We start from the raw sequence: 22,447 nt of genomic DNA on the forward strand, positions 1-22,447 counted from the left end.
ATCTTTATGCGGGCGCGCTGAGCCGCTCGATACGCTCGATCAATCGATTGAACTCTCTCTCAGGATCTCGGTACCAATCGGTCGACCATATCCTATAGATCGTCCAGTTGAGTCCTTCGAGGACGTCCTGCCGCAGACGGTCGCGATCCCGCGCTGATTTCGAGGAGTGGTAGGTCGCTCCGTCGCACTCCACACCCAGGATGTAACTGCCCGGCTTGTTGGGATGCACGACACCGATATCGATCCGGTACCCCGCCACGCCGACCTGGGGATGAGCTTCGTAGTTAGCCGCCTTCAGGCGCGTCAGGAACCATCGCTCGAAATCGCTCCCGGGCTCCTCTCCGGTGCCGCGTCCTGGTGTAAAGGTGCCGCGATCCGCATATTCGAGGAACTCCTTCAGAACTCGAACTCCGCGACGATTCCCGTCGGCCACGATGCGACCGGGGTCGAGCGAAGTGAAGACCGTGAGTTTTCGCTTCGCTCGAGTGAACAGCACGTTGAGTCGCCGATGACCATACGCGCGGTTCAAAGGGCCGAAGTTCTGCCGGAAAACCCCCTCGGCCGTGGGCCCATAGACCGTCGAAATCAATATCACGTCGCGTTCGTCGCCTTGCACGTTCTCGAGGTTCTTGACGAAAAAGTCTTCCAGGCTGTCGGCCCACTTCTCACGGTACGCCTGGACGTCGGGATCCGAAGTAGCCCGCTCGTCCATCAAGGTCTCGATGAGATCTCGCTGCGCTTGGTTCATCGCGACGATGCCGATCGAACGATCGGCCCGTGTTCGCATCAGCTCCGCCGCTTCCTCCACGATCGCTTGCGCTTCCCTGGGGTTTCTTCCCTGGCCGACTTCGTAGTCGCCATCGATCTTTCGGCACGACACTCCGTAGTCCGGATCATCGAGCACCGGACTGGGGTAGACCAGAAGCCGCTCACCATAGAACTCCCGGTTCGAATATGCGATGAGACTTTGGTGTCGCGAACGATAGTGAACTTCCAGCATCCGCATCGGATGCCAGCAGCGACGACCGAGCTCTAGGATCGATTCTTCGGGAGCATCCTCGACCTTTTCGTCGCTCGGGTCGTCCGACGCGCTGAAGAAGTCCGTGGGCGGCAATTGTTCGGGATCCCCCACGATGACGGCCTGCCTGCAACGCAGCATCGCGCCCAGCGCGTCCTCGGGGCGCATCTGTGAAGCCTCGTCGATCACGAGTAGATCGAAGCTATGTCGGCCAGGCTCGAGGTACTGCGCTACGGACATCGGGCTCATCATCACGCAGGGCGTGTACGCACGAATAGCGTTTCCCGCATTTGAGAACAGTCGGCGCAGTGCGATCCGCGGCTGCTGCAGGCCGGTTTGGTGCGTCAACATCTCATTGTCGGTGTAGTCGCGCGTCGAGCCCGCGCGTCGACCGGGAGGAATCGACCGAGCGCGAAGCTGGGCCGCGACCATCTTGCGATTCAGTTGAAGTATCTCGCGATCCAGGTCCTGAAACCGCTTGCGCACCTGCTCGTGAGTGTTCCCGGCGTGCCGCGTCAAGACGGGATGCTCCCTCATGAGTTTCTCCGCAGCCGAGCGATAGAATGCGGCTTCGATGGCGCGGGAGACGCCCGAGTAGCGTAGCCCTTCCGTCGGCCAGCAACGGATGAGGTCACTCAAACCAAGGCTTGCGGCTTCCAGCTCCGTCGACAGCAACGCGATCTGCTTTTCGAGAGCATCGGGAGCCTGAGACGCTCGCTCGCACTTCTGCAATAACGTCCGGATCGGCAAAGTTCTCCAGGGGCCGCCGCACCATTCCTCTGGTCGAAGCTTGAGGAGGTCATCCGCCTCCCCGGCGGCTCGGTCGACGTCGGCGATCGCGGCCTTCAGACCCTCTGCGGTGCGCTTCAAGCCGGACGATCGGTCGCCATAGCCTTCTTGCAGGAGATAGCGTGCGACGGAAGGCGGGAGTTGTATCGACTGCACACCTTCGACGAAGCGAGTTGTCGCTCGAACACGCCCAGCCCGCTCCAGTTCATATCCCGCAGCAATCGACGCGCAGGCGTTCGTTGCCATGACATCGGCGGCCATTTGCTGCCGCAGGACCTTGGCCTCGGTCTGCATCTGCAGGGCCTTCTGAAGAGAGGCCACCGGCTGGCTGGGCTGAATGCCAAACTGCTGACTGGTCGCGACGATCGAATCGAGGGCCGACGCGCGAGATTCGTAGCGATCGGCATCCGCGCAGATCGTGGATCGCGCAGCGAACGCTGTCTGGAACGCATCGACGAGATTCAAGCTCCCGGCTGCTTCCGCGAAGCGGACGAGCATCGCGAATTCGTCGGGGCCGCCTTCGAACGCCAGCCGCCGCAATTCTCGCGCGCCTGACTCACCGGGAGGAGTCACTTTTTGGACCGACCGCATCCATTCCGACACTTCAATGAGGCGCTCGAACGGAGTTTCCGCCCCTTTCCAATGTCGACCGGCAGCAGCTTTTGCTTCGGCACATTCCTCCAACCGCTGCAGCCGATCCTTCCACAGAGCCGCCGCAATCAGCCGTTTTGCGGCATCGATCGGAGGAAGCTTGGGCTCGTCCGGAAAGGTTTGGCGGCAGACGGCGCGCGCAGCCCGCCATTCTCCTCCGAAGATTTTGCCGAAGAAGCCCGTAGAGCGAAACGTTCCTGCAGCTCGACGCAGTTCGGCCACGGATGGAATCGAGTCAGCAAGCCTCGTCGTAGCCTGCTCCGAGAAGCTTGCTTCGGTCGCCGCGGATTTGACCTCACCAGCAAGCTCGTGGGCGGCAGCCAAATCGTCGATCGCCGTTTCCGCCGTGAGTGCCTGCGAGCGATAGCGAAGATTGTCCTGCCGGATCTTGGGAACGACGAGAAGGTAGCCCGCGGCCATCGCCTCTGACTTGACGTCGGATGGGGCATTCGGATCACGCTTCGCCGCACTGAGCAGGTCCGCCATCAGTTGAACCAGGGAACCGAATCTGGTTGCGGATTCTCTCGCCAATTCGAGAGCCCTCGATATCCCTTCGACGGGTAAATCGGCTACTCCGAGAGCCGTCGCCCGCTCGAGTAGCGGCCCGATGGCTTCACCGTTGGTTTCGAGCGCCTGCTTGGAGCAAATTCCGTCGACCTGCAGTTCGAGATCGTGGGCTCTTATGCAGCGATCGACCCAATCGTCTAGCGACTTGCGGGCCGATTCGCCGGTCGCGAGGGTGAGCAACTTCTCCTCCACGTCCGCTGGGGCTGCGGGCAGATCGAAAACGACCCTCGCGGCCGCGGAGGCGTCGGCCGGCGAATTTAGGCCGTCCCACGACGCCGCGCTGGCGAGTGCCTCGACGTGCTGCAGAAGCTGCCTCAGCGCGGTGCCCCAACCCGCCACGACCTCAATGGCCTTGGTCCGATCGAAGCGGTTTAGATTGAGGTTGCCGACGCCGCGCCAAGGCTGATGCTTCGGCTCGGCGGCGGCCCCCATTGCCACCGCCCAGTCGTCCAAGGCCTTGCCGAGTCCGACTAGTTCGGCGAGCTTGAATCGATCGATGCCCAACGGCTCCGGAAAGCGGAACTCCGTCGTCGGTTTTGGAGGTGCTGGCTCCAGACCGGCTCTGGTGAAGTCACCCCAAAGAACCTGATGAATGCTGAGGCCGGTAGCGCCGGCCGGGCTGTTGATCAGACTCGCATATTCGGTGAGACGCTGACGCGCCTGGCGAAGAGCTTCGCGGGCGCTCTCGACTTCCTGGACGTTCGCGGCGCTGCGCGGGGTTTCCATGCGCTCGCGTATCGATTTGAGGACCGACGCCTTCGAAGCTTTTGCCGAGTGCACCTCGAGGCAATAGAGGCCGAGGCCCATATGATCGAGCCGGTCCTTGACCACCTTCAGCGCGGCCATCTTTTCGGAGACGAACAAGACCGTCTTGCCGTGCCAAAGCGCGTTGGCGATGATGTTGGTGATCGCCTGCGACTTGCCGGTGCCCGGCGGCCCCTGGATGACGAGGTTCTTTCCGCTTGTGGCGTCGATCACGGCGCTGAGCTGCGAGGCGTCGGCCTCGATGACCAACGCGGGAGCTTGAGACTCGAGCTCTGGCTGGTCGACGTCGTAGACCGCAGCGACGTTGTCGCCGTGCTCGCCGGCGACGTCGCCGTAGACTTGCCCCAGCAATTCGTGAGACTCGGGACGGGAGTCGGCCGGCCATCGAGCCGAGTCGAGATCGCTCCACATCGCCTGCCGGGCAAAAGAAAAGAGCCCCACGGTCGCGAAGCGCCGAACCTTCCATCGAGGTTTGTTGGTGAGGCAGGCGGCTACGCCCGAAAGATAGGCTTCAATTCCAGCCTCGGGATCGTACTCGGGCAGATCGATCGCGAAACGCTTCAGCTTTTCGCGAAGCGCGACATTGCTCGCTTCGTCGTCATCCCGTCCGGCGATGGAATAGACGTACTCGCCGCTCGCGATGCGCTTCTCCATATTGACGGGCAACAAGACGAGCGGCGCGTACGCTGGATCACTCGAATCGTCCTGTTCGTACCATTCGAGGAAGCCGACCGCGAAGTATAGCGCGCTGAGGCCGGCATCCTCCTGGAGCGCCCGCGCGGCACTGTGGATGCTGGCTAGTTTCGGCTCCAGGCGATCCGGGAAAAAGAGTGTCTGCAGAGTGTTGTCTGCATGGTGCTTTTGCGCGGAGCGTTTGGACGGTGGCAGATCGTAAGATGGGTCTATTCCGAGTTCCCGGGCTCTCGCTTTAGCATCAGTCGCGACCCGCCATTCCGGCATCCCAAGCTTCGCCCTCACACGATCGCGCAGCGCCCTTTCAGCGACTTTATCCTTCGTGCGACGGCGGTTACCAGCAGCGCGACGCGCATCTTCAGCGGCCAGCCAGTCGGGATCAGTTTCCTTAGCCGTCTTCAGAGCGGCTCGGAATTCGTCCGTCTCCTCGTCCCGAGGGACCTGCTCGGCCGGCGGAATTGGAATGACATCGAGAGATTTGCCCGAGGCCAAGGCTCCGATCAGAAGCGCCAAATCCTCATCGACGATGCGGACATGCTTTGCCGATGTCTCCGAATGACGAAAGTTCAGCATAGCGTTGCGCATGCTGAGGTCGATCAGCTTATCTCGGGCTTTGCGGACGCCTTCTCGCACCAACTCGGCGATACCGGAAATACCCTCACTGGAACCGGTCGAGCGAGAAGAGTTTTCGCGGTTAGTTTGACCGAACGTCGTCATGAGCCGGAACTGCCACCTGAACTGAGTCGCCAGGCATGCCGTCTCGTTCTTCCTGAATTTGCCGACGCCCGGCCCCTCAGAACAAGCTATGCCCCCTTGATTTCGCTTGCATATTGCCTCGCGGACAACCGGCTCGCAAGCAAAACAAGACCCTCTTTAGTTCAATGATGGCAACGCGTTTCGCGCTGCAACCGGCCAAAAGATATGTGCGGAAGCGTTTGAGCGGTCCTCACGCTCCGCCTGCGTTGACCGCAGGCGAAAAACTGCGAACAGCGCATGTCTAGCAACTATTGATCGGACACCACCTCCTCTGGCTTGTCGGCCTCTATGGAATTCAGCATCTGGCTAAGATCGACTTTCTTGCGCCCTGCCCATTCGAGGAGATTGCCGGGCGATAAGTGGGATCAGCGCGCCCACGTTTAACACGACGCGTCAATCGTTTCGTAATCGGTGGAGTGGGTCCCATCGTCGCGCATCTCGGGTTCGGCGCCGATTACGCGATAGAGAGAGCAAAAGTGGTGGTGTATCCCATATCCGAACCGTAGGAATCGGGGATCGGCGCGGTCACAGAGTCGCCGTCGAGTTCGACCTCGGAACGGGATTCGAGACCATGCAGTCCGCTTTCTTCATCGACCAGCGCAATGGCGCCTGTTTCAGAAGATCGGTCTCGTAGGCCGCCCTCAACATTGGTATCCACACCATTCGCCTTGCGGGATTACGGGATAGCTCATACACGGTGGCCCCTTGGGAAACGTCACATGGCAATTCACCGATTCGAGACGACTGCCCGCTTTGTGTGCCCGAAGTGCAAGCGCGCTGTGTCGGACAATGTGGAAGTTCCGGAACCGAGCTATGAAGCTGAGCGCGCAACCGACCCCGGCGCCGAAGGCCCGGTTGAGATAACGTGTCCGAAATGTAAGACTGTGTTCAACGGGTATTGCTTCAACACCGTAAGCGATTGTGAGATCACGCTCGATGACCACGGCGACACGATCGTCGAAACTGAGATCGCGCGATACGCCGGGAACGACGAGGACTGGTTCGACTTCGATACGTCCGACCATCCGGAGGCGGTATTTAATGACTCGTATCACCACACCGGCGATCTGCTGACTGAGCACGGCGGTGAAGGCGCCCATCTCGTCAACCGGATGGTTTTCTCACACAATATAGGCGCTCTCGAATCCTACCTCTCCGACACTCTGATCAACCTGGTGTCTAATGACGCGGCGGCGATGAATCGCCTCCTCGCCAAAGACAAAGAGCTGAAGGAAAAGAAATTCACCCTCGCCGAGATCGCAAGTGAGAAAGAGCTAGTCCGTGCAGAGGTGCTCGGACACTTGCGATCGATTGTTTATCACAATATCCCAAGAGTGCGCGCGCTCTACCAAATTGCTGCGGATATCGACCTGTTTGAGCTCCTCGGCGACGACAAGGACAAGCTATTCAAGGCCATTGAGTACCGGCACGACTGCGTCCATCGGAACGGTCGCGACAGCAAAGGCTACCGGCTTGAGGTATTCAGTAAGGCTTACGTCCGGGAGACGGCCGACTTAATGAGGAGGCTGGTCGCAAGGGTGGAGGGAAAGCTCTACGGTTTTGAACCGGATTCCGACGACTTCCTGCCGTTCTGACTGAGTCACCTGATAAGGCGGCTTATCCCTCTACGATCGTCAATAGCCACACTTGAGCCGCCCTTGGCGACCTACGAGCAATCGCCTGTGGGGAGTGCGGTATAATATTGCTTTACTTTCGTGTGGCCACGCAAGTTCGGCGGTCGATAGTCCGTGCGCTGGTAATAGTGTTGAACGCCGCCGGGCGCAGCGAAGCGCGCAAGGACGCTTGAATGCAAGATCGCTTCGTCTTGGACTTGGCGCAGGCCCTCAGCCCATTTGAATCGCCCGCGGAGGTAACCTGGTTCGCGTTCGTCGTGCTGCGGACCGAGCGGGTCCGGATTCAGCGTCATGTACCGGCCGTCGACCTTGATGCCGAAGCCGTCGGGCGTCGTGCCGTCAGGCAGGTTCTTGGCTGCGTGCACCATCCATCCCAAGGAGATGTCCGACAGGCGCGCCTCGTTTTCGGGGTAGCTGCCACCGATGTCCGAGTGGTTTCCGGCGAACCAGACCTGTTGCAGCCAGTCCGGGTATTCATCTGGACGCTGCGGCCCCTTGTTGTGCGATCCGCCCCACGGCACGCGCGCGAAGTCAGCACGGTTCTCGTCGATTGCCAAGGCGTGGCGGGCGTACCAGACCGCGTTGTTCAGGTGTAGGTCGTAGAACTTCATCTTGGGCGAAGCCAGATGCAGCGTCCGCCAGAATGAAAAGCCGGGCAGACCGACGGCGTACTTCAGATGGGTCGCGACGTATCCGATGCCCGCCGCGACCGCCGCGCCGGCGACGGTCCACAGGAATGTGGGGAGGAAGGGAAACAGGAAGAACGACTGCAGGTAGCTCAATGCAGCGATCAGGACCGCCGATGCGCCGACCAGCGCCGCGGAGAGCGCGTAGCTGCCGAGGGACGCCACCGTGTCGAAAACCCCGATGAAGAACGGCACCGCGTTGGACGCGCCATCGGCGTCGCTGCCGTACTGCTGGCGAAACCGCTTCGCCAGCGCCTCGCGCTGCGGCAGGTATTCGGTATCTTTCGGCGAGCTGACGTGCTGATAGACCTTCTTCACGGCCTCACGGGCGATGCGCGTCGTCGTGCCGACGTCGCGTTTGAGCGGCGTGCCGTCGGCCATCATTGTCGGCACCCCGCACTGCCCCAGGACGGCCGCAAGGCACCGGACGGTGTAGGCGCCTCGACTGAAACCGAACAGGAAGATCCGGTCGCCAGGCTCCCACATCCGGATGATGGCGGCGTAGCAGTCGATGATGTTGGTGGTGATGCCGAGCCCCGTCGCCTGGCTGGCGACGTTGTGCAGCCAGCGGTAGGCGCGAGTGACGAACAACGCGCCGCCCGGCGGCCGTGAACCGAGCCCCGCGTCGTAGAACGCAAGCTGCTCGTGCGGATCGATCGCGGTGTCGGGGCCGCAGCGGGTCGCCCGGTAGAGCTTGTAGATGTTGGAGCGGTTCTCGTCCGGACGAAGGCCGCCGGCCTGGCCGGTACCGTCCGAGAAGATCAAAATATTCTTTGGCATGTCGGCCTCGCCGGTCAGCGCGTGAAAACAAACGAAGGATACGCAGTCGAACAATTGGCGGCAAAACTCAGGCAGCACGTGGTCTTCGGTGCCCTCGGTTCATCTCCGAGTGACGTCGGCGTCGTCCATCGTGTAGCGGCCCGGCGGCGCCGTCTGGTAGATGCCTAAGGCGCGACGCGTCAGAAACCGGCCGTGATATCCCACAACGAGGCGAACACCGCCTTCAACTCCGGGTCGCCGCAGAATTCGCAGCGATTGCGTCGTCCCCTGAGCCTGCGTACCGGAGTCGGCGGCCGCCATGGATCCAAGTGCAGATAGTTGGTGGGCGGCAAATCGTTCGTCGACAGGCTCCGCATCAGGTCGATCACCATCAGGCATCCGGCCAGGCTGGACACGAAGGCGAAGGGAGCCAGGGCCTGTCTGCCGCCCGCCGTTGTCACTGGCGCGGAGCCGCAGCGCGCCTTTGCCAGGCTGTCCATCGACTTGCCGAAAAAGGCGGCGGCCGGCTCGCCGAAATTGCGGGACAGTTCGGCAGCCATGTCCTCATCCACGGTTCTCCGCTTTACCTGATCGAGCGTCAGGCCGAGCAGCTGCGCGATGTCGCGCTCGCGCGCATCCTCCTCCGGGATGTGAGGGTAGATGCATGACAGGCAGGCGTTCGCGGTCGGCTGCCGGTGATGGTGCGCGACGACGGCCGTTACCTCGGTAGTCGAAGCATCGAAAACCTCAAGCGGCATGTCGCCCTGGATCGAACGCCGCGCTGGGCGGCTGTCAACCGTGACGAAGACCCGCCGGATCCGCCCGCGTTGCAGCAGAAGATCGTGAAACGTTCCGACGAACGACTCTAACACCGTTTCGCCGAGCACAGCGCGCGCGACCAACCGCTCCGCCTTGGGCTTGCCGACATCGTCGCCCTTGTAGAAGAAGCAGCGGTTCAGATTGCCGTCCGAGACGTTCTTGCCATCGACGACGGTGAGGGCGCCGGAGGTCTGCACGGCTTGTAGAGCCCACAAAAACGCGGTCCCGACGCCGCCGCAGCCGGCCAGTGCGTCATCGTCGAATACGATCGGTGCATGGCCGTCTGGAATGCCGAGCGCGCGGAAATCGACGCCGAACGGATCGGGGAAGGACCTCCCGATAGCGCGCGCGATGACCACGCCCGCGGCATAGCACGCGCAGATTCGCTCGTTGAACCTCGGAACCGTCGACCATTCAGGCCGCACTATCCCACCGCCGACGGTCAATCCGTCGCGGAGCATCGAGGCGGTCATCTTGACCGGCGCGCCTGTCGATGCCGGGCCGCCGACCGTGATCTCAATGTCCGGGTTTGCATCGGCGTCGACCAGCTGAAGCGTCTTCCCGATCAGTTCCGATAAATCCGCGGCGAAGGCCGCGCCTGCGGGATCGGCGACGATGACGGCGACCTTGGTCTGCAACTTCTCGGCAGCCTCCTCCTCATCGATGCCGAGCAGGCTGGCCAAAGCCTTACGATTTTCTTCGGTGGCGTTCAGCATCATGCGAGTTCCACGGTATGCAGGACTTCCTCGTCCGGAACCTCGATCCACCTGTCGTCGTCGGAGAGACGGTAGATCGCGGTTTGATCCATGAAGTTAGCGACCGTGCTGCCGGCGCCGAAGCGGGGGACGACAAACGATAAAGCGCCGCGATGGCGAACGATCGCCCATTCGTCGTCCGCTTCGGAATGGAAGGCCCTGCCGGGATGAGAATGCACCTGCGCCGTGACGTGCAGGCGGGTGCGTCGCAGGTGCCCCATCAAATCCTTCATCGCCGCCGAGGGGATCCGAAAGAAATCCTTGTCGGCGATCTGATCGGGCCGGTACGCCTCCGCAATACGCTCCGCACCGCGGGGCCCGCTGCCCAGCCACAACACGACGGCTTCGCATTTCTCGGCGCCGCCGCGTCGCAGAATGTCGATCGTGCGTGCGACGATTTCCCTAGGGACGAGGAGCGTCATGCGCCAACGATCTTGCGCAGCGCGCGGGAAATCTGGGTGACGATGCCGAGAATGTTCATGCCGTCCTCGCCGCGGTAGGTGTCCCAGACTTCGCTACGATGACTTGAATGGGTGTGGTATTCGCGCACCCCGCGCATGCAGATAAACGGACGCCCGGTCTGCTCATGCGCCGATTGATTGAAGATCGAGCCAGCGAGCGGCTGCACTTCCGCCTCGGTCAGGAACGCGCCCTCAGGCGACAAAAGCGCGACCGAGGGAGGCGCCTCGTTCCAGCCCCCGCAATCGAGGCGGAGGCGAAGCGACCGCTTCGCCTCGATTGTGAGATCGAGCACCGGAAATACCGCCGACCAAAGCCTCCACCCCTTGATCCGGAGGTAGTCCGGCGTCAGCAGCGCGACCTCGGCGTCGAACTTGGCCTTAGAGGCTGCCGGATGCACCGCCGCCCCCTTCCGGCTTGTGCCATTCGATCTCGACGATGCCATGCAGATCGTTCTCGGCGAAGGTCTTGGAAGGATCGATCGGGCGATTTTCGACCTCCGCCACCCAGTCTGCGGTGTTGGTGAGTTCGAGCTTGATCTTCGCACGCTCGAGGACGTGAGCGACGACTTCGCCACGATAGGAGCGGTTGTAGTCGTTGGCGTCTGGATAGAATCCACTGGGCGTGATGACGGCCACCGCGATCGGCTTGTCATCGTGATGGTGGCCAGCGCGTTCAGTGTCGTGTTCGAGAACCGTCATGGCTATCTCCAGCGGAGGGTTGATTCCCTAGACATTAATACTAACTGGGAATACTGTCAACTTGGTACCCCATCTTGATGTCAACTTGGTTGACTTCGCCCCGCGAATGCGGGACGATTCGGCTACCGACCGCCCACCGCAAAAATTGAGATGATCACACCCAACGAATTCTACGTGAAGCTCGGCGATTCCATCCGACGTCGCCGGGAGGAATTGCGGCTGACCCAGGCCGAGCTTGGCGAAAGTCTCGGCCTGTCGCGCACTTCCGTCACCAATATCGAGCGGGGGCGCCAGCGCCTGCTGATCGATCAATTCCAGCGCGTCTGCAAGACGCTTGATGTCTCTGCCGACGTGCTGCTTACGGGCGTCAACGAGGACTCGCGGCCCGTAGTCCGCCCGCCTAGCGAGCTGAAGCGGATGCCGACGGTGACGGCATATCTGGAGCGAACCCTCATCAAAGCGGGTGAACGGTGAGACCGCTGCGACCGCGGTATAATCGAATCCGCCGCTGCGCGGCGGAGCTCCTGGCTGAGAACGGCATTGAGCGCCCTTCTGTGCCGGTCGAGCGCCTAGCCAAAGCGGCCGGCGCCGTGATGGAGTATCGCGACTTCAACAACGAAATCTCCGGTCTACTGATCCGTAAGCACCTGATGGTGGTGATCGCCGTCGCCAAGGAGCAGCCCGAACAACGGCAGCGATTCACGATCGCACATGAGCTAGGCCACCTCCTATTACATGACGGAATTGAGGTCCGCGTGGACAAGCATTTCCGCGTAAACCTGCGGTCAAGTGAATCGTCAAAAGCCGAGGACGTCGAGGAAATCGAGGCGAACGCCTTTGCTGCCGAACTCTTGATGCCGCGCGACTTCCTGCTGCGCGACGCCAAAAAGCTGACGCTCGACATCGAAGACGAGGAGCAGATTGCTGCCCTTGCGCGACGTTACGAAGTAAGCCGACAGGCGATGACGTTCAGGCTGATGAACCTGTTCGGCGAGAGATCATGATGCTGCGGTTGTTGCGATCGCTGCTGTCGCGTGTTTTCGGAAAGGCGAGCCTGCCTCCTACGCACCAGCCGTCAAGCGGCCGTTGGACAAGGCCGAGACTAGATGTTCCGCGCTACTCGGGCGCCAGTGAACCTCCCCCGATGCACTGGAAGCCCTGTCATCCGGCGACGGTCAAGCGCTTCAAGGCGGAATTCGCTTGCCCGAACGGGCATGGCATAGTTCTCAAGGGCCACTCGATCGATGCCGATGGTACCGTGCACCCTAGCGTCGTGTGTCCCGCTCCCGCTTGCGACTTTCATGATTTCGTTCGTCTTTCGCGCTGGGATGCCGGCCCCGTCTAGCTGCAATTTCGGAAGCTGCCACCGTCTTGGCAAATACCGCAAACCTTTGAGCGATTTTTCAGTCGAAAAACCCCGCAACGCGTGGCAAAGATAGGCGGAGAGTGCTCCACCGGGGTGCTCCACCGTCCAGAAACCGGCGGTTCGAAAAGCTCTTGTTTTTGAAGGACTTCTGCGCTGCTGCCAGACAGTGGCGGAGAGAGTGGGATTCGAACCCACGGTACGGTTTCCCGCACACACGCTTTCCAAGCGTGCGCCTTAAGCCACTCGGCCATCTCTCCGGAGCGCCCTCTCTTGAAGGGGCGCCGGTGATTTTGCAAGGGATCGCGGGGAAATCGGGTGAATTTTCGGTAAGATGTTGTATTTAAACAATAATATGCAGCGTTGAGGGGCCCTTGGGAAACCATCCGGGACTGAACCGGAGGCGGGTTTGGCGCGACGATTCACTCAAGCCCTCCAGACGCGACCGGGGACGCCATGATGATCCGCAAGACGATCGCTACGCTCGGCCTGATTTCCACCCTTGGCTCCGTGGTTGCCGTGCCTGCCCTGGCCCAGGTCTGCACGCGCCAGGGGGTGGACGTCAGCTGCGACGACGGCCGGCGCGGGATGCTGTCGGGCGATGCGATCCTCTGGCCGGACGGGACGCGCTCGAGCGTGACCCCGCATCAGAGCGTCATCATCGGCAACAAGAGCTCGGTGCATGTCGGGTCCGGCGTGTTCGTCGGCCAGGGCAAGGGCATGGTGCCACTGGACGACCCCAACGCGCCGAACAAACGGCAGTGCGCGATATTGGAGGGAGTTTCGTACTGTTATTGAGGGCAGTCGACGCTGCCCTCGCCCCGCTTCCGGGGCGAGGCGAAGAAAATCTAGATCAACCTCACGCCCGAGATCGCCGATTTCAGCCAGCGCAGCGCCTGCGGCGGCTGGGCCGCGAGCGGGGCGACGGCGGCCTTCTCGGTCCGGCACTTTTCGAGCTCGGCGACGAAATCGGCCGACCATTGCTGGATGGTATGGCCGCGCAGCTTCTTCATCATCGCCTCCCAGCGCATCTTGCGCTCGGTGAGCGGCATCGCGGCGGCGACCGCGATGGCGCGCGCCATGCCGTCGATGTCGTGCGGATTGACCAGTAGCGCGGTGTCGAGCTCGTTGGCGGCGCCGGCGAACTTCGACAGCACCAGCACGCCGGGATCAGCCGGATTTTGCGCGGCGACATATTCCTTGGCCACGAGGTTCATGCCGTCATGCAGCGGCGTCACCACACCGATCTGCGCGGTGCGATAGAGACCTGCGAGCACCGCCTGGCTGAAACCCTTGTTGAGGTAGCGGATCGGGGTCCAGTCGACCTCGCCATGACGGCCGTTGACGTCGGTGACGAGGCGCGCGACCTCGTTCTGGAGATTGCCATAGGCCTCGATGCCGCCGCGCGAAGGATTGGCGATCTGAAGCAGCGAAATGCTGCGCGCAAACTGCGGCTGCTCGGTCCAGAGCCGGTCGAACGCGCTGATGCGGTTGACGAGGCCCTTGGAATAATCGAGCCGGTCGACGCCGATCGCGAGACGTTCGCCGTTGAGGCTGCGGCGTAGGCGCGAGACGTCAGGATGCGACGCGGATTTCGCTGCATAGGCTGCAAACTTCTCCGCATCGATGCCGATCGGAAACACCTCACAGCGCGTGCGGCCGTGCTGCGAGAGCACCACGCCGTCCTCGATGGTGAGCTCAAGCTCGCTGGCGGCATAGCCGAGAAAGTTCTGGCAATCCTCCTCGGTCTGGAAACCGAGCAGGTCGTAGGCCAGCATCGCAGTGATCAGCTCGCGGTGATTAGGCACGCCCTGCATCACCGCGGCAACCGGCCACGGCGTGTGCAGGAAGAAGCCGATGGGATCGTCGACGCCGAGATCGCGCAGCTCCGCGCCGAGCGCGAGGAAATGATAATCCTGCACCCAGAACGCGGTCTGCGGTTTGCGGAAACGCATCAAGGCACGCGCCATGAAGGCGTTGACCTCGCGATAGCTGACATAATCGTCGCGCGAGACGCGGATCAGATCGCTGCGCGAATGCAGCGCCGGCCACAGTGCCGAATTGGCAAAGCCTTCGTAATAGCCTCCGTAATGCGCCGCCGGCAGATCCAGCGTCGCAATCGCGCCCGAGCCCAGCGCCTCGATCTCGGCAAACGGTTCCTTCTGATGTCCGTCACGCACCCGGCCGGAGGACCCCACCCAGATGGCGCCCGAATGCTCGACGACCGGCAGCAATGCCGCAGCCAACCCGCCGGTCATGGGCTCGTTGGGTTTACCGCGCGCAACTCGATTTGAAACGACGACTAAGTTCACAGGTCGTCCCCTCCTGTTCATTCCACCCCGTTTAACTGCCGTTCATCAATATGGTTCCTGTCATCATTTCTTCGGATTGAAACCAAAATCGGGCGCGCGCGTTGGAACCAGTTTCCTTGAAGGGAACCCGGCGATTTCATTGAAGAAGAGAATTTTTCGAGGCTGATTCACGCGGCATGAATGGCAAGCGCAATGGAACTGCGCATGCCACAACATGGCGACGAAGTGGCGATGCCTTACTTCAACCTTGTGTCGTCGAGCAGGCGCGCGAGGAACGCACGCACATCACTCGGCGTATCGAAGTGACCATCGACGCCCATGGCACGGCGGCCGACCGAGAAGGCCAGCCCGTCCATGTCCGGCATGATCGCAAACACGGTCTCATCCGTCACGTCGTCGCCGATGAAGATCGGACGGCGCCCCTTGAACGGCTCGTGCTTCATCAGCTCGCGCACACCGGTTGCCTTGGTGAAACCGGAATGCTTGATCTCGCAGACGAACTTGCCAGGCAGCACCTCGATCGGCGCATTGGGCAGATCGGCCCGGATCAGCGAGACGGCTTCGTAGATCGCCTTCTCGGCTTGCGGTGCAAGGCGATAATGCAGCGCCAGCGAATAGCCCTTGTCCTCGAGCAGAATGCCGGGGCTCAGCTTTGCGATCGCAGCCAGGCGCCGCTTCAGCTCCTTGTCCAGCGGCGGCGCATGCACGTCCTCGGCTTCGTTGCTTACGGACAGTCGCATCTCCGCACCATGGCCCGCGACCGCACGAAACACGTCGGGCGCGAAGATCAAGTCGATGTCATTGAGCGAACGCCCACTGACCATCGCCAGCGCGCCGGAGGTGCGCTCCACCAGCCGGTTCAGCGTTTCCGACAGGCCCGGCGGGACCCATACCTCGCGCGGCGTCGGCATCAGATCGAGCAAAGTGCCGTCGATGTCGAGCAGGATCGCAGTCTCGCCCAGATGCGGGACCAGCGCATGCGGCACCGGCACGGCTTCAGGCTTTTCATTATCGACCATGGTGCGCTTGTGATCCAGTTCGGCAAGTTCCGGTTTCATCAGTCTACTCCATAGAGGCGAGCGGCCGCGCGATTTGTTCGAGCGATTTGCGTTCCGCGGAGACGGCATAGCGCCACCCCACGATCGCGGCCGCGATCATCAGGAATGCCCCCAGCAAATAGCCGGCAAACACGCTGGTGCGTGATCCCGTGTCTATCAGCGCGCCGAACAGCGCGGGACCAATCACGCCGCCGATGCCGGTACCGACCGCGTAGAACACCGCGATCGCCAGCGCGCGGACTTCCAGGGGAAAGGTCTCGCTGACGGTGAGATAGGCCGCGCTCGCCGCGGGCGAAGCAAAGAAGAAAATCACCATCCAGGCGATGGTCTGCTCGCGTGCGCTAAGCGCGCCGATCGAGAACAGATAGCCCGACAGCGCCAGTAGCAGGCCCGACACACCATAGGTGAACATGATCATGACACGCCGGCCGAGCGTATCGAACAGACGTCCGAGCAGCAATGGCCCAAGGAAATTGCCGGCGGCGAAGGGCAGCAGATACCAGCCGACATGGTCGGCGCTGATGCCGTAGAAATCGGTCAGCACCAGCGCGAAGGTGAAGAAGATCGCGTTGTAGAAGAACGCCTGCGCGCTCATCAGCACGAGGCCGACCAGTGCGCGCTGGCGATAGGTCGAGAACAGCGTGTGCACGACCTCGCGGATCGGCGTGTGATCGCGCATCTTCAGGCGCATCTTGGGGAAGCGGCCGTCGCCTGCATCCTGGTCGTGTCCGATCACCGAGCGCTCGATCTCGTCGACGATGGCGTGGGCCTGGTCGGGCCGGCCATGGATCATCAGCCAGCGCGGACTTTCCGGGATCCACATCCGCATCAAGAGCACGACGAGGCCGATGGTGGCGCCGACCAGATAAGCGAGGCGCCAGCCGAGATCGGGGGCGATGAAGGCGGGATCCAGCAGCACGATCGCCGCGACCGCGCCCATCGCCGCGCCGATCCAGAAGCTGCCGTTGATGACGAGATCGGTCCAGCCGCGATAGCGCGCCGGCACCAATTCCTGGATGGTCGAGTTGATCGCGGTGTATTCGCCGCCGATGCCGGCACCGGTGAGGAAACGAAACAGCGCGTAGCTCGCGACATCCCACGACAAGGCGGTCGCGGCTGTCGCAGAGAGATAAAGCGCGAGCGTGATGAAGAACAGCTTCTTGCGGCCGATGCGGTCGGTGAGCCAGCCGAAACCGAGCGCGCCGAGCACCGCGCCGGCAAGATAGGCCGAATTCGCGATGCCGAGATCGAGGTTGGAAAAATGCAGCGAGGGACTTTGTTTCAGGGCACCGGAGAGTGCGCCGGCGAGCGTCACCTCAAGGCCGTCGAGGATCCAGGTGATGCCGAGCGCGAGCACGACCCGGGTGTGAAAGCCACTCCACGGCAGCGCGTCGAGGCGCGCGGGAATGCTGGTAGCGACAATGCGATCCGTCGCGACCGCCGGGATCGCAGATCCATCATTCAGCGCTCGGCTTTGCTGCAGTTCCATCGTGTTGCTGGGTCATGGGTGCGGCATTCCGCCTGCCACCTGCGACAACGTCTGCGGCAAAGCCGGGTTCCCGTGGGAACGGCGTCGAATGCGGCTCGTTTCCGATGGAGCCGCAAGGAGTTGACGCATGGCTCATGTCAGAAAGACGACACATTCGCGGAAAGCTGGCGCGCGCAAGAAGACCAGCGCGAGGCGCAGCACCAGCGCGCGCAAGAGCCCGAAGCGCGCGACACCGAAACGCTGGTCACGGCGCGTGACGAAGGAGAGCGATGCGCTCGACCTCAAGCAAGGTGTGTTCAAGCTGACCAGCGCCAGGAAGATCGCAGCGTCGCTGAAGCGCTCGGCCGAGCACAGCTCGCGCCGCAAGACCGGCGCCTATCGCTCGGCGCTATCGATGCTGACCTTCTACATCAACCGCGCCGGCAAGACGCTGCGGAAGACAGAGCGTTCGCGGCTGGAACGCGCGAAGGTGGAGCTGAAGCGGGTGTTCGGGAGAGAATGAAAGCGTAATCCTTGCTCCGCTGTCGTCCCGGACAAGCGCAGCGAAGCGGAGCGCAGATCCGGCAACCCCGCGCGAACGCTTGCGTTCGTCGCGATAGCCACAGGGAGCACTTTGGCGAAGATTCGGAGTTGCCTGCGCGCTCCATAACCATGGCCTGTGGTTATGGGTCCCCGCGTGCACTTGGACGACAGTGGAGAGTAAGGCGACGGCAGAGCGTCTAATCGACAACCGACCCAAGACGCGTTACGCCGCCCGGATATTCCCCATGAAGCGGTCGAGCTCGGCGCGGAGGCGGGCGCTTTCGGACGACAGCGTCTTGGCCGAGTTCAGCACCTCTTCCGAGGCCGAGCCGGTTTCGGCCGCGCCGCGGTTGACCTGGCCAATATCGGTGGCTGCGGTCTGGGTGCCCTGGGCGACGGTCTGGACGCTGCGCGCGATTTCCTGCGTCGCGGCGCCCTGCTGCTCGACGGCGCTGGCGATCGAGGTCGAGATCGACGAGATCTGACCGATGGTGGCGCCGATCTCCTTGATCGCGGCAACCGATTCGGCGGTGGCGCCCTGCATGCCCGCAATGTGCGAGGAGATCTCGTCGGTCGCCTTGGCGGTCTGGCTCGCCAGCGACTTCACTTCACTCGCGACCACCGCAAAGCCGCGGCCCGCTTCACCGGCGCGTGCCGCCTCGATGGTGGCGTTCAGCGCCAGCAAATTGGTCTGCTCGGCGATCGCCGTGATCAGCTTGACGACCTCGCCGATCTGCTGGGCGGCGTGGGAGAGCTTTCCAATGCGGCCGTCGGTTTCCTTGGCCTGCACCACGGCGGCTTCGGCAATGCGGTTGGAATCGCGGACCTGGCGGCCGATCTCCTCGACTGAGGCCGAAAGCTCCTCGGTGGCGGTTGCGACCGACTGCATGTTGCTGGAGGCCTGCTCGGAGACGCCGGCAACCTGGCTCGACAGCGTCTGTGTGGTCTCGGCCGTGCGCGTCAGCGTCGACGCGGCCGATTCGAGCTGCACGGCGGACGCCGACACGTTCGACACGATGGCGCCGACAGCGCTTTCGAAATCGTCGGCAAAGCGGATCAGCTCGGAGCGGCGGCTTGCGGCCTGCTCCTTGTTCTGGGCTTCGCTGGCAGCCGCATCGCGCTCGGCCTTGGCCACGGCCTGAACCTTGAATTCTTCCACCGCGCCGGCCATCTCGCCGATCTCGTCCTTGCGGCCGAGACCCGGCAGCACGACGTCGAAATTGCCCGAGGCGAGCTCGCGCATCGCCTTGCACATCGCGATCATCGGGCGCGAGATGCCGTTGCCGAGCATCAGGGCCAGCGCAGCACCGACGGCAAGACCGCCGAGCGCCAGCATCAGCATCAGCCGCTCGGTATCGCCAATGGTGGCGTTGGCGCTGGCTTCGATGCGCTGCTGATCGGCGGTCAGGTCCGAACGCAGATCGCTCGACAGCTTGAGAATGCCGACCGCCGTCTTGGCCATCTCGCCGTTCGACTTGACGATGACCTTGACGTTCTCGGTCAGCTTCGAGAACGAGGTGCGGTACTGCTTCAGCAGGTTGCCGATCTCGGTGACGCGATCGGTGATCTTCTGGTCGTTGGCATAGATCGAGACCAGCAGGGTCTCCAGGAACTTGATGCGGGCGATCACGCCGTCGGCCGTCTTCGGCTCGGGCTTGGCGACGAAGGCGCTGACCGAGGTGGAGACCGCCAGATATTGCGACGTCACGTCCTTGGCGGTGGTCTGCACCGAAGCGAGCCCGGCGAGCGCGGCGGTATCGGCGAGGTCATCGAACTTGAAGCGGATCTTGTTGCCGACGCTGTTGAGCTCATCCGCCGCGATCTTGTTGTTCTCGCGCGTCAGCGTGATGATCTCGCTGAACACCTTTGCAAAGCGCTGGAACTCGGCCTCGAGCTTGCCGACCTGCTCGCGGCGGGCCGCGCCCGTCGTCGCGGCCATCGACTTAGAGATCGCGCCCCTCAAACTCTCTTCGGCGGCCTTGGCCGCGGTTTCGTCATCGGCTGCGCCGGTCAGCGTATAGGCCCGCGCGAGGCCCTGATAGGCGACCAGCTCGCGATCGACGGTCCGTGCGAGGTCCGCTTCCGAGACGCTGGTCCGGTAGGACGCCACGGCGTCCGCGATTCGCTCGAAGCCGAAATAGGCGAAGGCCATGCTGACGGCGAGGATGGCCAGCACGGCCACGAAACCGAGGATGATTTTTGCACGAAAACGCAAGGTGAAGAGCTTCGATGTGTTCGGTTTCGACTTGACGGGCATTCCCCACCCCATTCCATTCGCGGAAAACCAGGCGCAGCCCGGAAGCAGCCCGCTTCCCGGCTCCCGAGCACGGTAAGGGGCAAAGGATAAGCCACCGTAAATTTATCCCGTCGCAACTTGCGGTTAGGTGACGCGGGAATTGTTAAAGTGGGCTTTCCAGCGCCACTACAAATCCTCCGCTGGCGTCCCGGACAAGCGTCAGCGCCGATCCGGACCACGGCGGAGTGTGAAACGGCAGCCGGGCCCCTCACGCCGCCCGGATATTCCCCATGAAGCGGTCGAGCTCGGCGCGGAGGCGGGCGCTTTCGGACGACAGCGTCTTGGCCGAGTTCAGCACCTCTTCCGAGGCCGAGCCGGTTTCGGCCGCGCCGCGGTTGACCTGGCCAATATCGGTGGCTGCGGTCTGGGTGCCCTGGGCGACGGTCTGGACGCTGCGCGCGATTTCCTGCGTCGCGGCGCCCTGCTGCTCGACGGCGCTGGCGATCGAGGTCGAGATCGACGAGATCTGACCGATGGTGGCGCCGATCTCCTTGATCGCGGCAACCGATTCGGCGGTGGCGCCCTGCATGCCCGCAATGTGCGAGGAGATCTCGTCGGTCGCCTTGGCGGTCTGGCTCGCCAGCGACTTCACTTCACTCGCGACCACCGCAAAGCCGCGGCCCGCTTCACCGGCGCGTGCCGCCTCGATGGTGGCGTTCAGCGCCAGCAAATTGGTCTGCTCGGCGATCGCCGTGATCAGCTTGACGACCTCGCCGATCTGCTGGGCGGCGTGGGAGAGCTTTCCAATGCGGCCGTCGGTTTCCTTGGCCTGCACCACGGCGGCTTCGGCAATGCGGTTGGAATCGCGGACCTGGCGGCCGATCTCCTCGACTGAGGCCGAAAGCTCCTCGGTGGCGGTTGCGACCGACTGCATGTTGCTGGAGGCCTGCTCGGAGACGCCGGCAACCTGGCTCGACAGCGTCTGTGTGGTCTCGGCCGTGCGCGTCAGCGTCGACGCGGCCGATTCGAGCTGCACGGCGGACGCCGACACGTTCGACACGATGGCGCCGACAGCGCTTTCGAAATCGTCGGCAAAGCGGATCAGCTCGGAGCGGCGGCTTGCGGCCTGCTCCTTGTTCTGGGCTTCGCTGGCAGCCGCATCGCGCTCGGCCTTGGCCACCGCCTGAACCTTGAACTCTTCCACCGCGCCGGCCATCTCGCCGATCTCGTCCTTGCGGCCGAGGCCGGGCAGCACGACGTCGAAATTGCCCGAGGCGAGCTCACGCATCGCCTTGCACATCGCGATCATCGGGCGCGAGATGCCGGTGCCGAGCAGGAAGGCGAGGATCGCACCCAGCAACGTGCCGCCGACGGCGAGCATCAGGACCAGCTGTTCGGTCTGACCGATGGTCGCTTCGGATTCGGAATCCAGACGCTGCTGTTCGGCGACGAGGTCAGCCTTCATGGCGGTGGCGCCTTGCAGGATCGCGCCGGCCGAGCCGCTCATTTCGGTGACGAGTTCGTCCACCATCTTGGCGTTGGCGATCAGCTTCTCCAGCGCTTCGCGATAGGCGACGAGAATGGTCTTGGCGTCCTTCAGGCCGGCGACGATCTTGTCGTCCATGGAATAGACCGCGCCGAGCGAGTTCTCGACGAATTTCAGCCGCGCCAGCGCACTGCTGGCGATGGCTTGGTCGGAGGTCAGCACGAAATTGGTCGCAGCCGCGTTCGCGGTCTGGAACTGGGCATTGACCTGCTTGGTGCCGAACTCGATCGCCTGCGCCTCGGAATCGGAGGCGTTGTTGCCGATATCGTCGAGCTTGTACTTCAGGAGGTTGGCCTGGCGCGTCAGCTGGTTCTGCACCAGCAGCGCACTGTCGCGCTTGGCCTGCAGGACTTTTGCGAAAGTCGCGGAGAAATTGGAAAACTCCTTGGCGAGCTTGGAGAGGCTCTCCTGCCGCGCCGGCTTCTTGGCGCTGTTGACGGCCTGGTCGATCGCGTTCTTGAGGCTGGCTTGGGTATCCAGCGCCGCCTTGGCATCGTCCTCCTTGCCGGTCACGACGAAATATTTGACGGCCGAGCGGTAGGCCAGCAGCTCGCGGTCGATGTTGCGGGCGAGATCGGCCTCGGTGACGCTGCTGCGATAGGCCCCCACCCCGGACGAGACCCGCTCGAAGCCGAAATAGGAGAAAGCCATGCTACCGGCGGAGATCACCAGCACGGCGGCAAAGCCGAGAATGATTTTTGCGCGGAACCTGAGGGTCGGAAGAAATGCACGCTTCGACGGCGACGCGACACGCCCTGACATTCCCAACCCCCAGCTTATGTTCTTGCAACGATGAGCGGCCCGGACGCAGCCCTTTCCGAACCCGTGCGGAAAATTAAGGCAGAAACGTCAAGGGGTGGTAAATCCAT

The 22,447-nt window shown here is 62.6% G+C and carries 17 protein-coding genes and 1 tRNA gene; 5 read left to right on the plus strand and 13 right to left on the minus strand.

Annotated elements, in window-relative coordinates; translation table 11 throughout:
- Positions 1–4: 4 nt before the first annotated feature.
- On the minus strand, positions 5–5,200 hold the full coding sequence (locus HYH08_RS29220) for a DUF4011 domain-containing protein (RefSeq protein WP_220013291.1): 5,196 nt from the start codon (positions 5,198–5,200) through the stop codon (positions 5–7).
- Between the two features lie 493 nt (positions 5,201–5,693).
- Positions 5,694–5,897: a hypothetical protein gene (locus HYH08_RS29225; protein WP_220013292.1), complete on the minus strand. Its 204-nt coding sequence runs from the start codon at positions 5,895–5,897 to the stop codon at positions 5,694–5,696.
- A 61-nt stretch (positions 5,898–5,958) separates the two neighbouring features.
- On the opposite strand from HYH08_RS29225, the gene HYH08_RS29230 reads away from it, so the two are divergent.
- Positions 5,959–6,834 carry a hypothetical protein gene (locus HYH08_RS29230; protein WP_220013293.1) on the plus strand — a complete coding sequence of 292 codons (876 nt, stop codon included), beginning with the start codon at positions 5,959–5,961 and terminating at the stop codon, positions 6,832–6,834.
- A 71-nt stretch (positions 6,835–6,905) separates the two neighbouring features.
- Here the strand turns inward: HYH08_RS29230 and HYH08_RS29235 are convergent, their stop codons facing one another.
- The 5 genes from HYH08_RS29235 to HYH08_RS29255 all read right to left on the minus strand — a co-directional run bounded on the left by HYH08_RS29235 (position 6,906) and on the right by HYH08_RS29255 (position 11,052).
- Complete coding sequence (locus HYH08_RS29235; RefSeq protein ID WP_349631468.1) at positions 6,906–8,417, minus strand: T6SS phospholipase effector Tle1-like catalytic domain-containing protein; 1,512 nt, start codon at positions 8,415–8,417, stop codon at positions 6,906–6,908.
- Positions 8,418–8,518: 101 nt separating this feature from the next.
- Positions 8,519–9,856 (minus strand): ThiF family adenylyltransferase, encoded by a 1,338-nt coding sequence (locus tag HYH08_RS29240; RefSeq protein WP_220013294.1) that lies wholly within the window; start codon positions 9,854–9,856, stop codon positions 8,519–8,521.
- Positions 9,853–10,314, minus strand: coding sequence for a Mov34/MPN/PAD-1 family protein (locus HYH08_RS29245; protein WP_220013295.1), 462 nt, complete (start codon positions 10,312–10,314; stop codon positions 9,853–9,855). The genes HYH08_RS29240 and HYH08_RS29245 overlap by 4 nt, the downstream gene beginning before the upstream one ends.
- Positions 10,311–10,751, minus strand: coding sequence for a putative metal-binding protein (locus HYH08_RS37725; RefSeq protein ID WP_220013296.1), 441 nt, complete (start codon positions 10,749–10,751; stop codon positions 10,311–10,313). The genes HYH08_RS29245 and HYH08_RS37725 overlap by 4 nt, the downstream gene beginning before the upstream one ends.
- Complete coding sequence (locus HYH08_RS29255; RefSeq protein ID WP_220013297.1) at positions 10,732–11,052, minus strand: hypothetical protein; 321 nt, start codon at positions 11,050–11,052, stop codon at positions 10,732–10,734. Before HYH08_RS29255 ends, HYH08_RS37725 begins: the two co-directional genes overlap by 20 nt.
- A gap of 174 nt (positions 11,053–11,226) precedes the next feature.
- Here HYH08_RS29255 and HYH08_RS29260 point away from each other — a divergent pair, with 174 nt between their 5' ends.
- Together HYH08_RS29260 and HYH08_RS29265 are read left to right on the plus strand one after the other, a co-directional pair.
- Positions 11,227–11,526, plus strand: a complete 300-nt coding sequence (locus tag HYH08_RS29260) for a helix-turn-helix domain-containing protein (protein ID WP_271573830.1) — start codon at positions 11,227–11,229, stop codon at positions 11,524–11,526.
- Positions 11,527–11,606: 80 nt separating this feature from the next.
- On the plus strand, positions 11,607–12,056 hold the full coding sequence (locus tag HYH08_RS29265) for an ImmA/IrrE family metallo-endopeptidase (protein WP_349631469.1): 450 nt from the start codon (positions 11,607–11,609) through the stop codon (positions 12,054–12,056).
- Positions 12,057–12,585: 529 nt separating this feature from the next.
- Here the strand turns inward: HYH08_RS29265 and HYH08_RS29270 are convergent.
- Positions 12,586–12,675: transfer RNA gene (locus tag HYH08_RS29270), tRNA-Ser, on the minus strand.
- Positions 12,676–12,871: 196 nt separating this feature from the next.
- On the opposite strand from HYH08_RS29270, the gene HYH08_RS29275 reads away from it, so the two are divergent.
- Positions 12,872–13,213 (plus strand): hypothetical protein, encoded by a 342-nt coding sequence (locus HYH08_RS29275; RefSeq protein ID WP_220013300.1) that lies wholly within the window; start codon positions 12,872–12,874, stop codon positions 13,211–13,213.
- Between the two features lie 50 nt (positions 13,214–13,263).
- Here HYH08_RS29275 and HYH08_RS29280 read toward each other — a convergent pair whose 3' ends face one another.
- The 3 genes from HYH08_RS29280 to HYH08_RS29290 form a co-directional block, all read right to left on the minus strand.
- Entirely contained in the window at positions 13,264–14,727 is a 1,464-nt protein-coding gene (locus HYH08_RS29280) for a trehalose-6-phosphate synthase (RefSeq protein WP_220013301.1), read from the minus strand.
- A gap of 236 nt (positions 14,728–14,963) precedes the next feature.
- Positions 14,964–15,785 (minus strand): trehalose-phosphatase, encoded by an 822-nt coding sequence (otsB, locus tag HYH08_RS29285; protein WP_220013302.1) that lies wholly within the window; start codon positions 15,783–15,785, stop codon positions 14,964–14,966.
- Between the two features lie 4 nt (positions 15,786–15,789).
- Positions 15,790–17,274: an MFS transporter gene (locus HYH08_RS29290; RefSeq protein ID WP_220013303.1), complete on the minus strand. Its 1,485-nt coding sequence runs from the start codon at positions 17,272–17,274 to the stop codon at positions 15,790–15,792.
- 127 nt (positions 17,275–17,401) lie between these two features.
- Here HYH08_RS29290 and HYH08_RS29295 point away from each other — a divergent pair, with 127 nt between their 5' ends.
- A complete protein-coding gene (locus HYH08_RS29295; RefSeq protein WP_220013304.1) occupies positions 17,402–17,776 on the plus strand; it encodes a DUF3175 domain-containing protein in 375 nt (124 codons plus the stop codon).
- Positions 17,777–18,019: 243 nt separating this feature from the next.
- On the opposite strand, the gene HYH08_RS29300 is transcribed toward HYH08_RS29295, so the two are convergent.
- Positions 18,020–20,053, minus strand: coding sequence for a methyl-accepting chemotaxis protein (locus tag HYH08_RS29300; protein WP_220013305.1), 2,034 nt, complete (start codon positions 20,051–20,053; stop codon positions 18,020–18,022).
- 247 nt (positions 20,054–20,300) lie between these two features.
- Entirely contained in the window at positions 20,301–22,340 is a 2,040-nt protein-coding gene (locus HYH08_RS29305; RefSeq protein WP_220013306.1) for a methyl-accepting chemotaxis protein, read from the minus strand.
- Between the last annotated feature and the right edge of the window lie 107 nt (positions 22,341–22,447).

This window comes from Bradyrhizobium sp. BR 10289, from assembly GCF_019455385.1.
Lineage (GTDB): Bacteria > Pseudomonadota > Alphaproteobacteria > Rhizobiales > Xanthobacteraceae > Bradyrhizobium.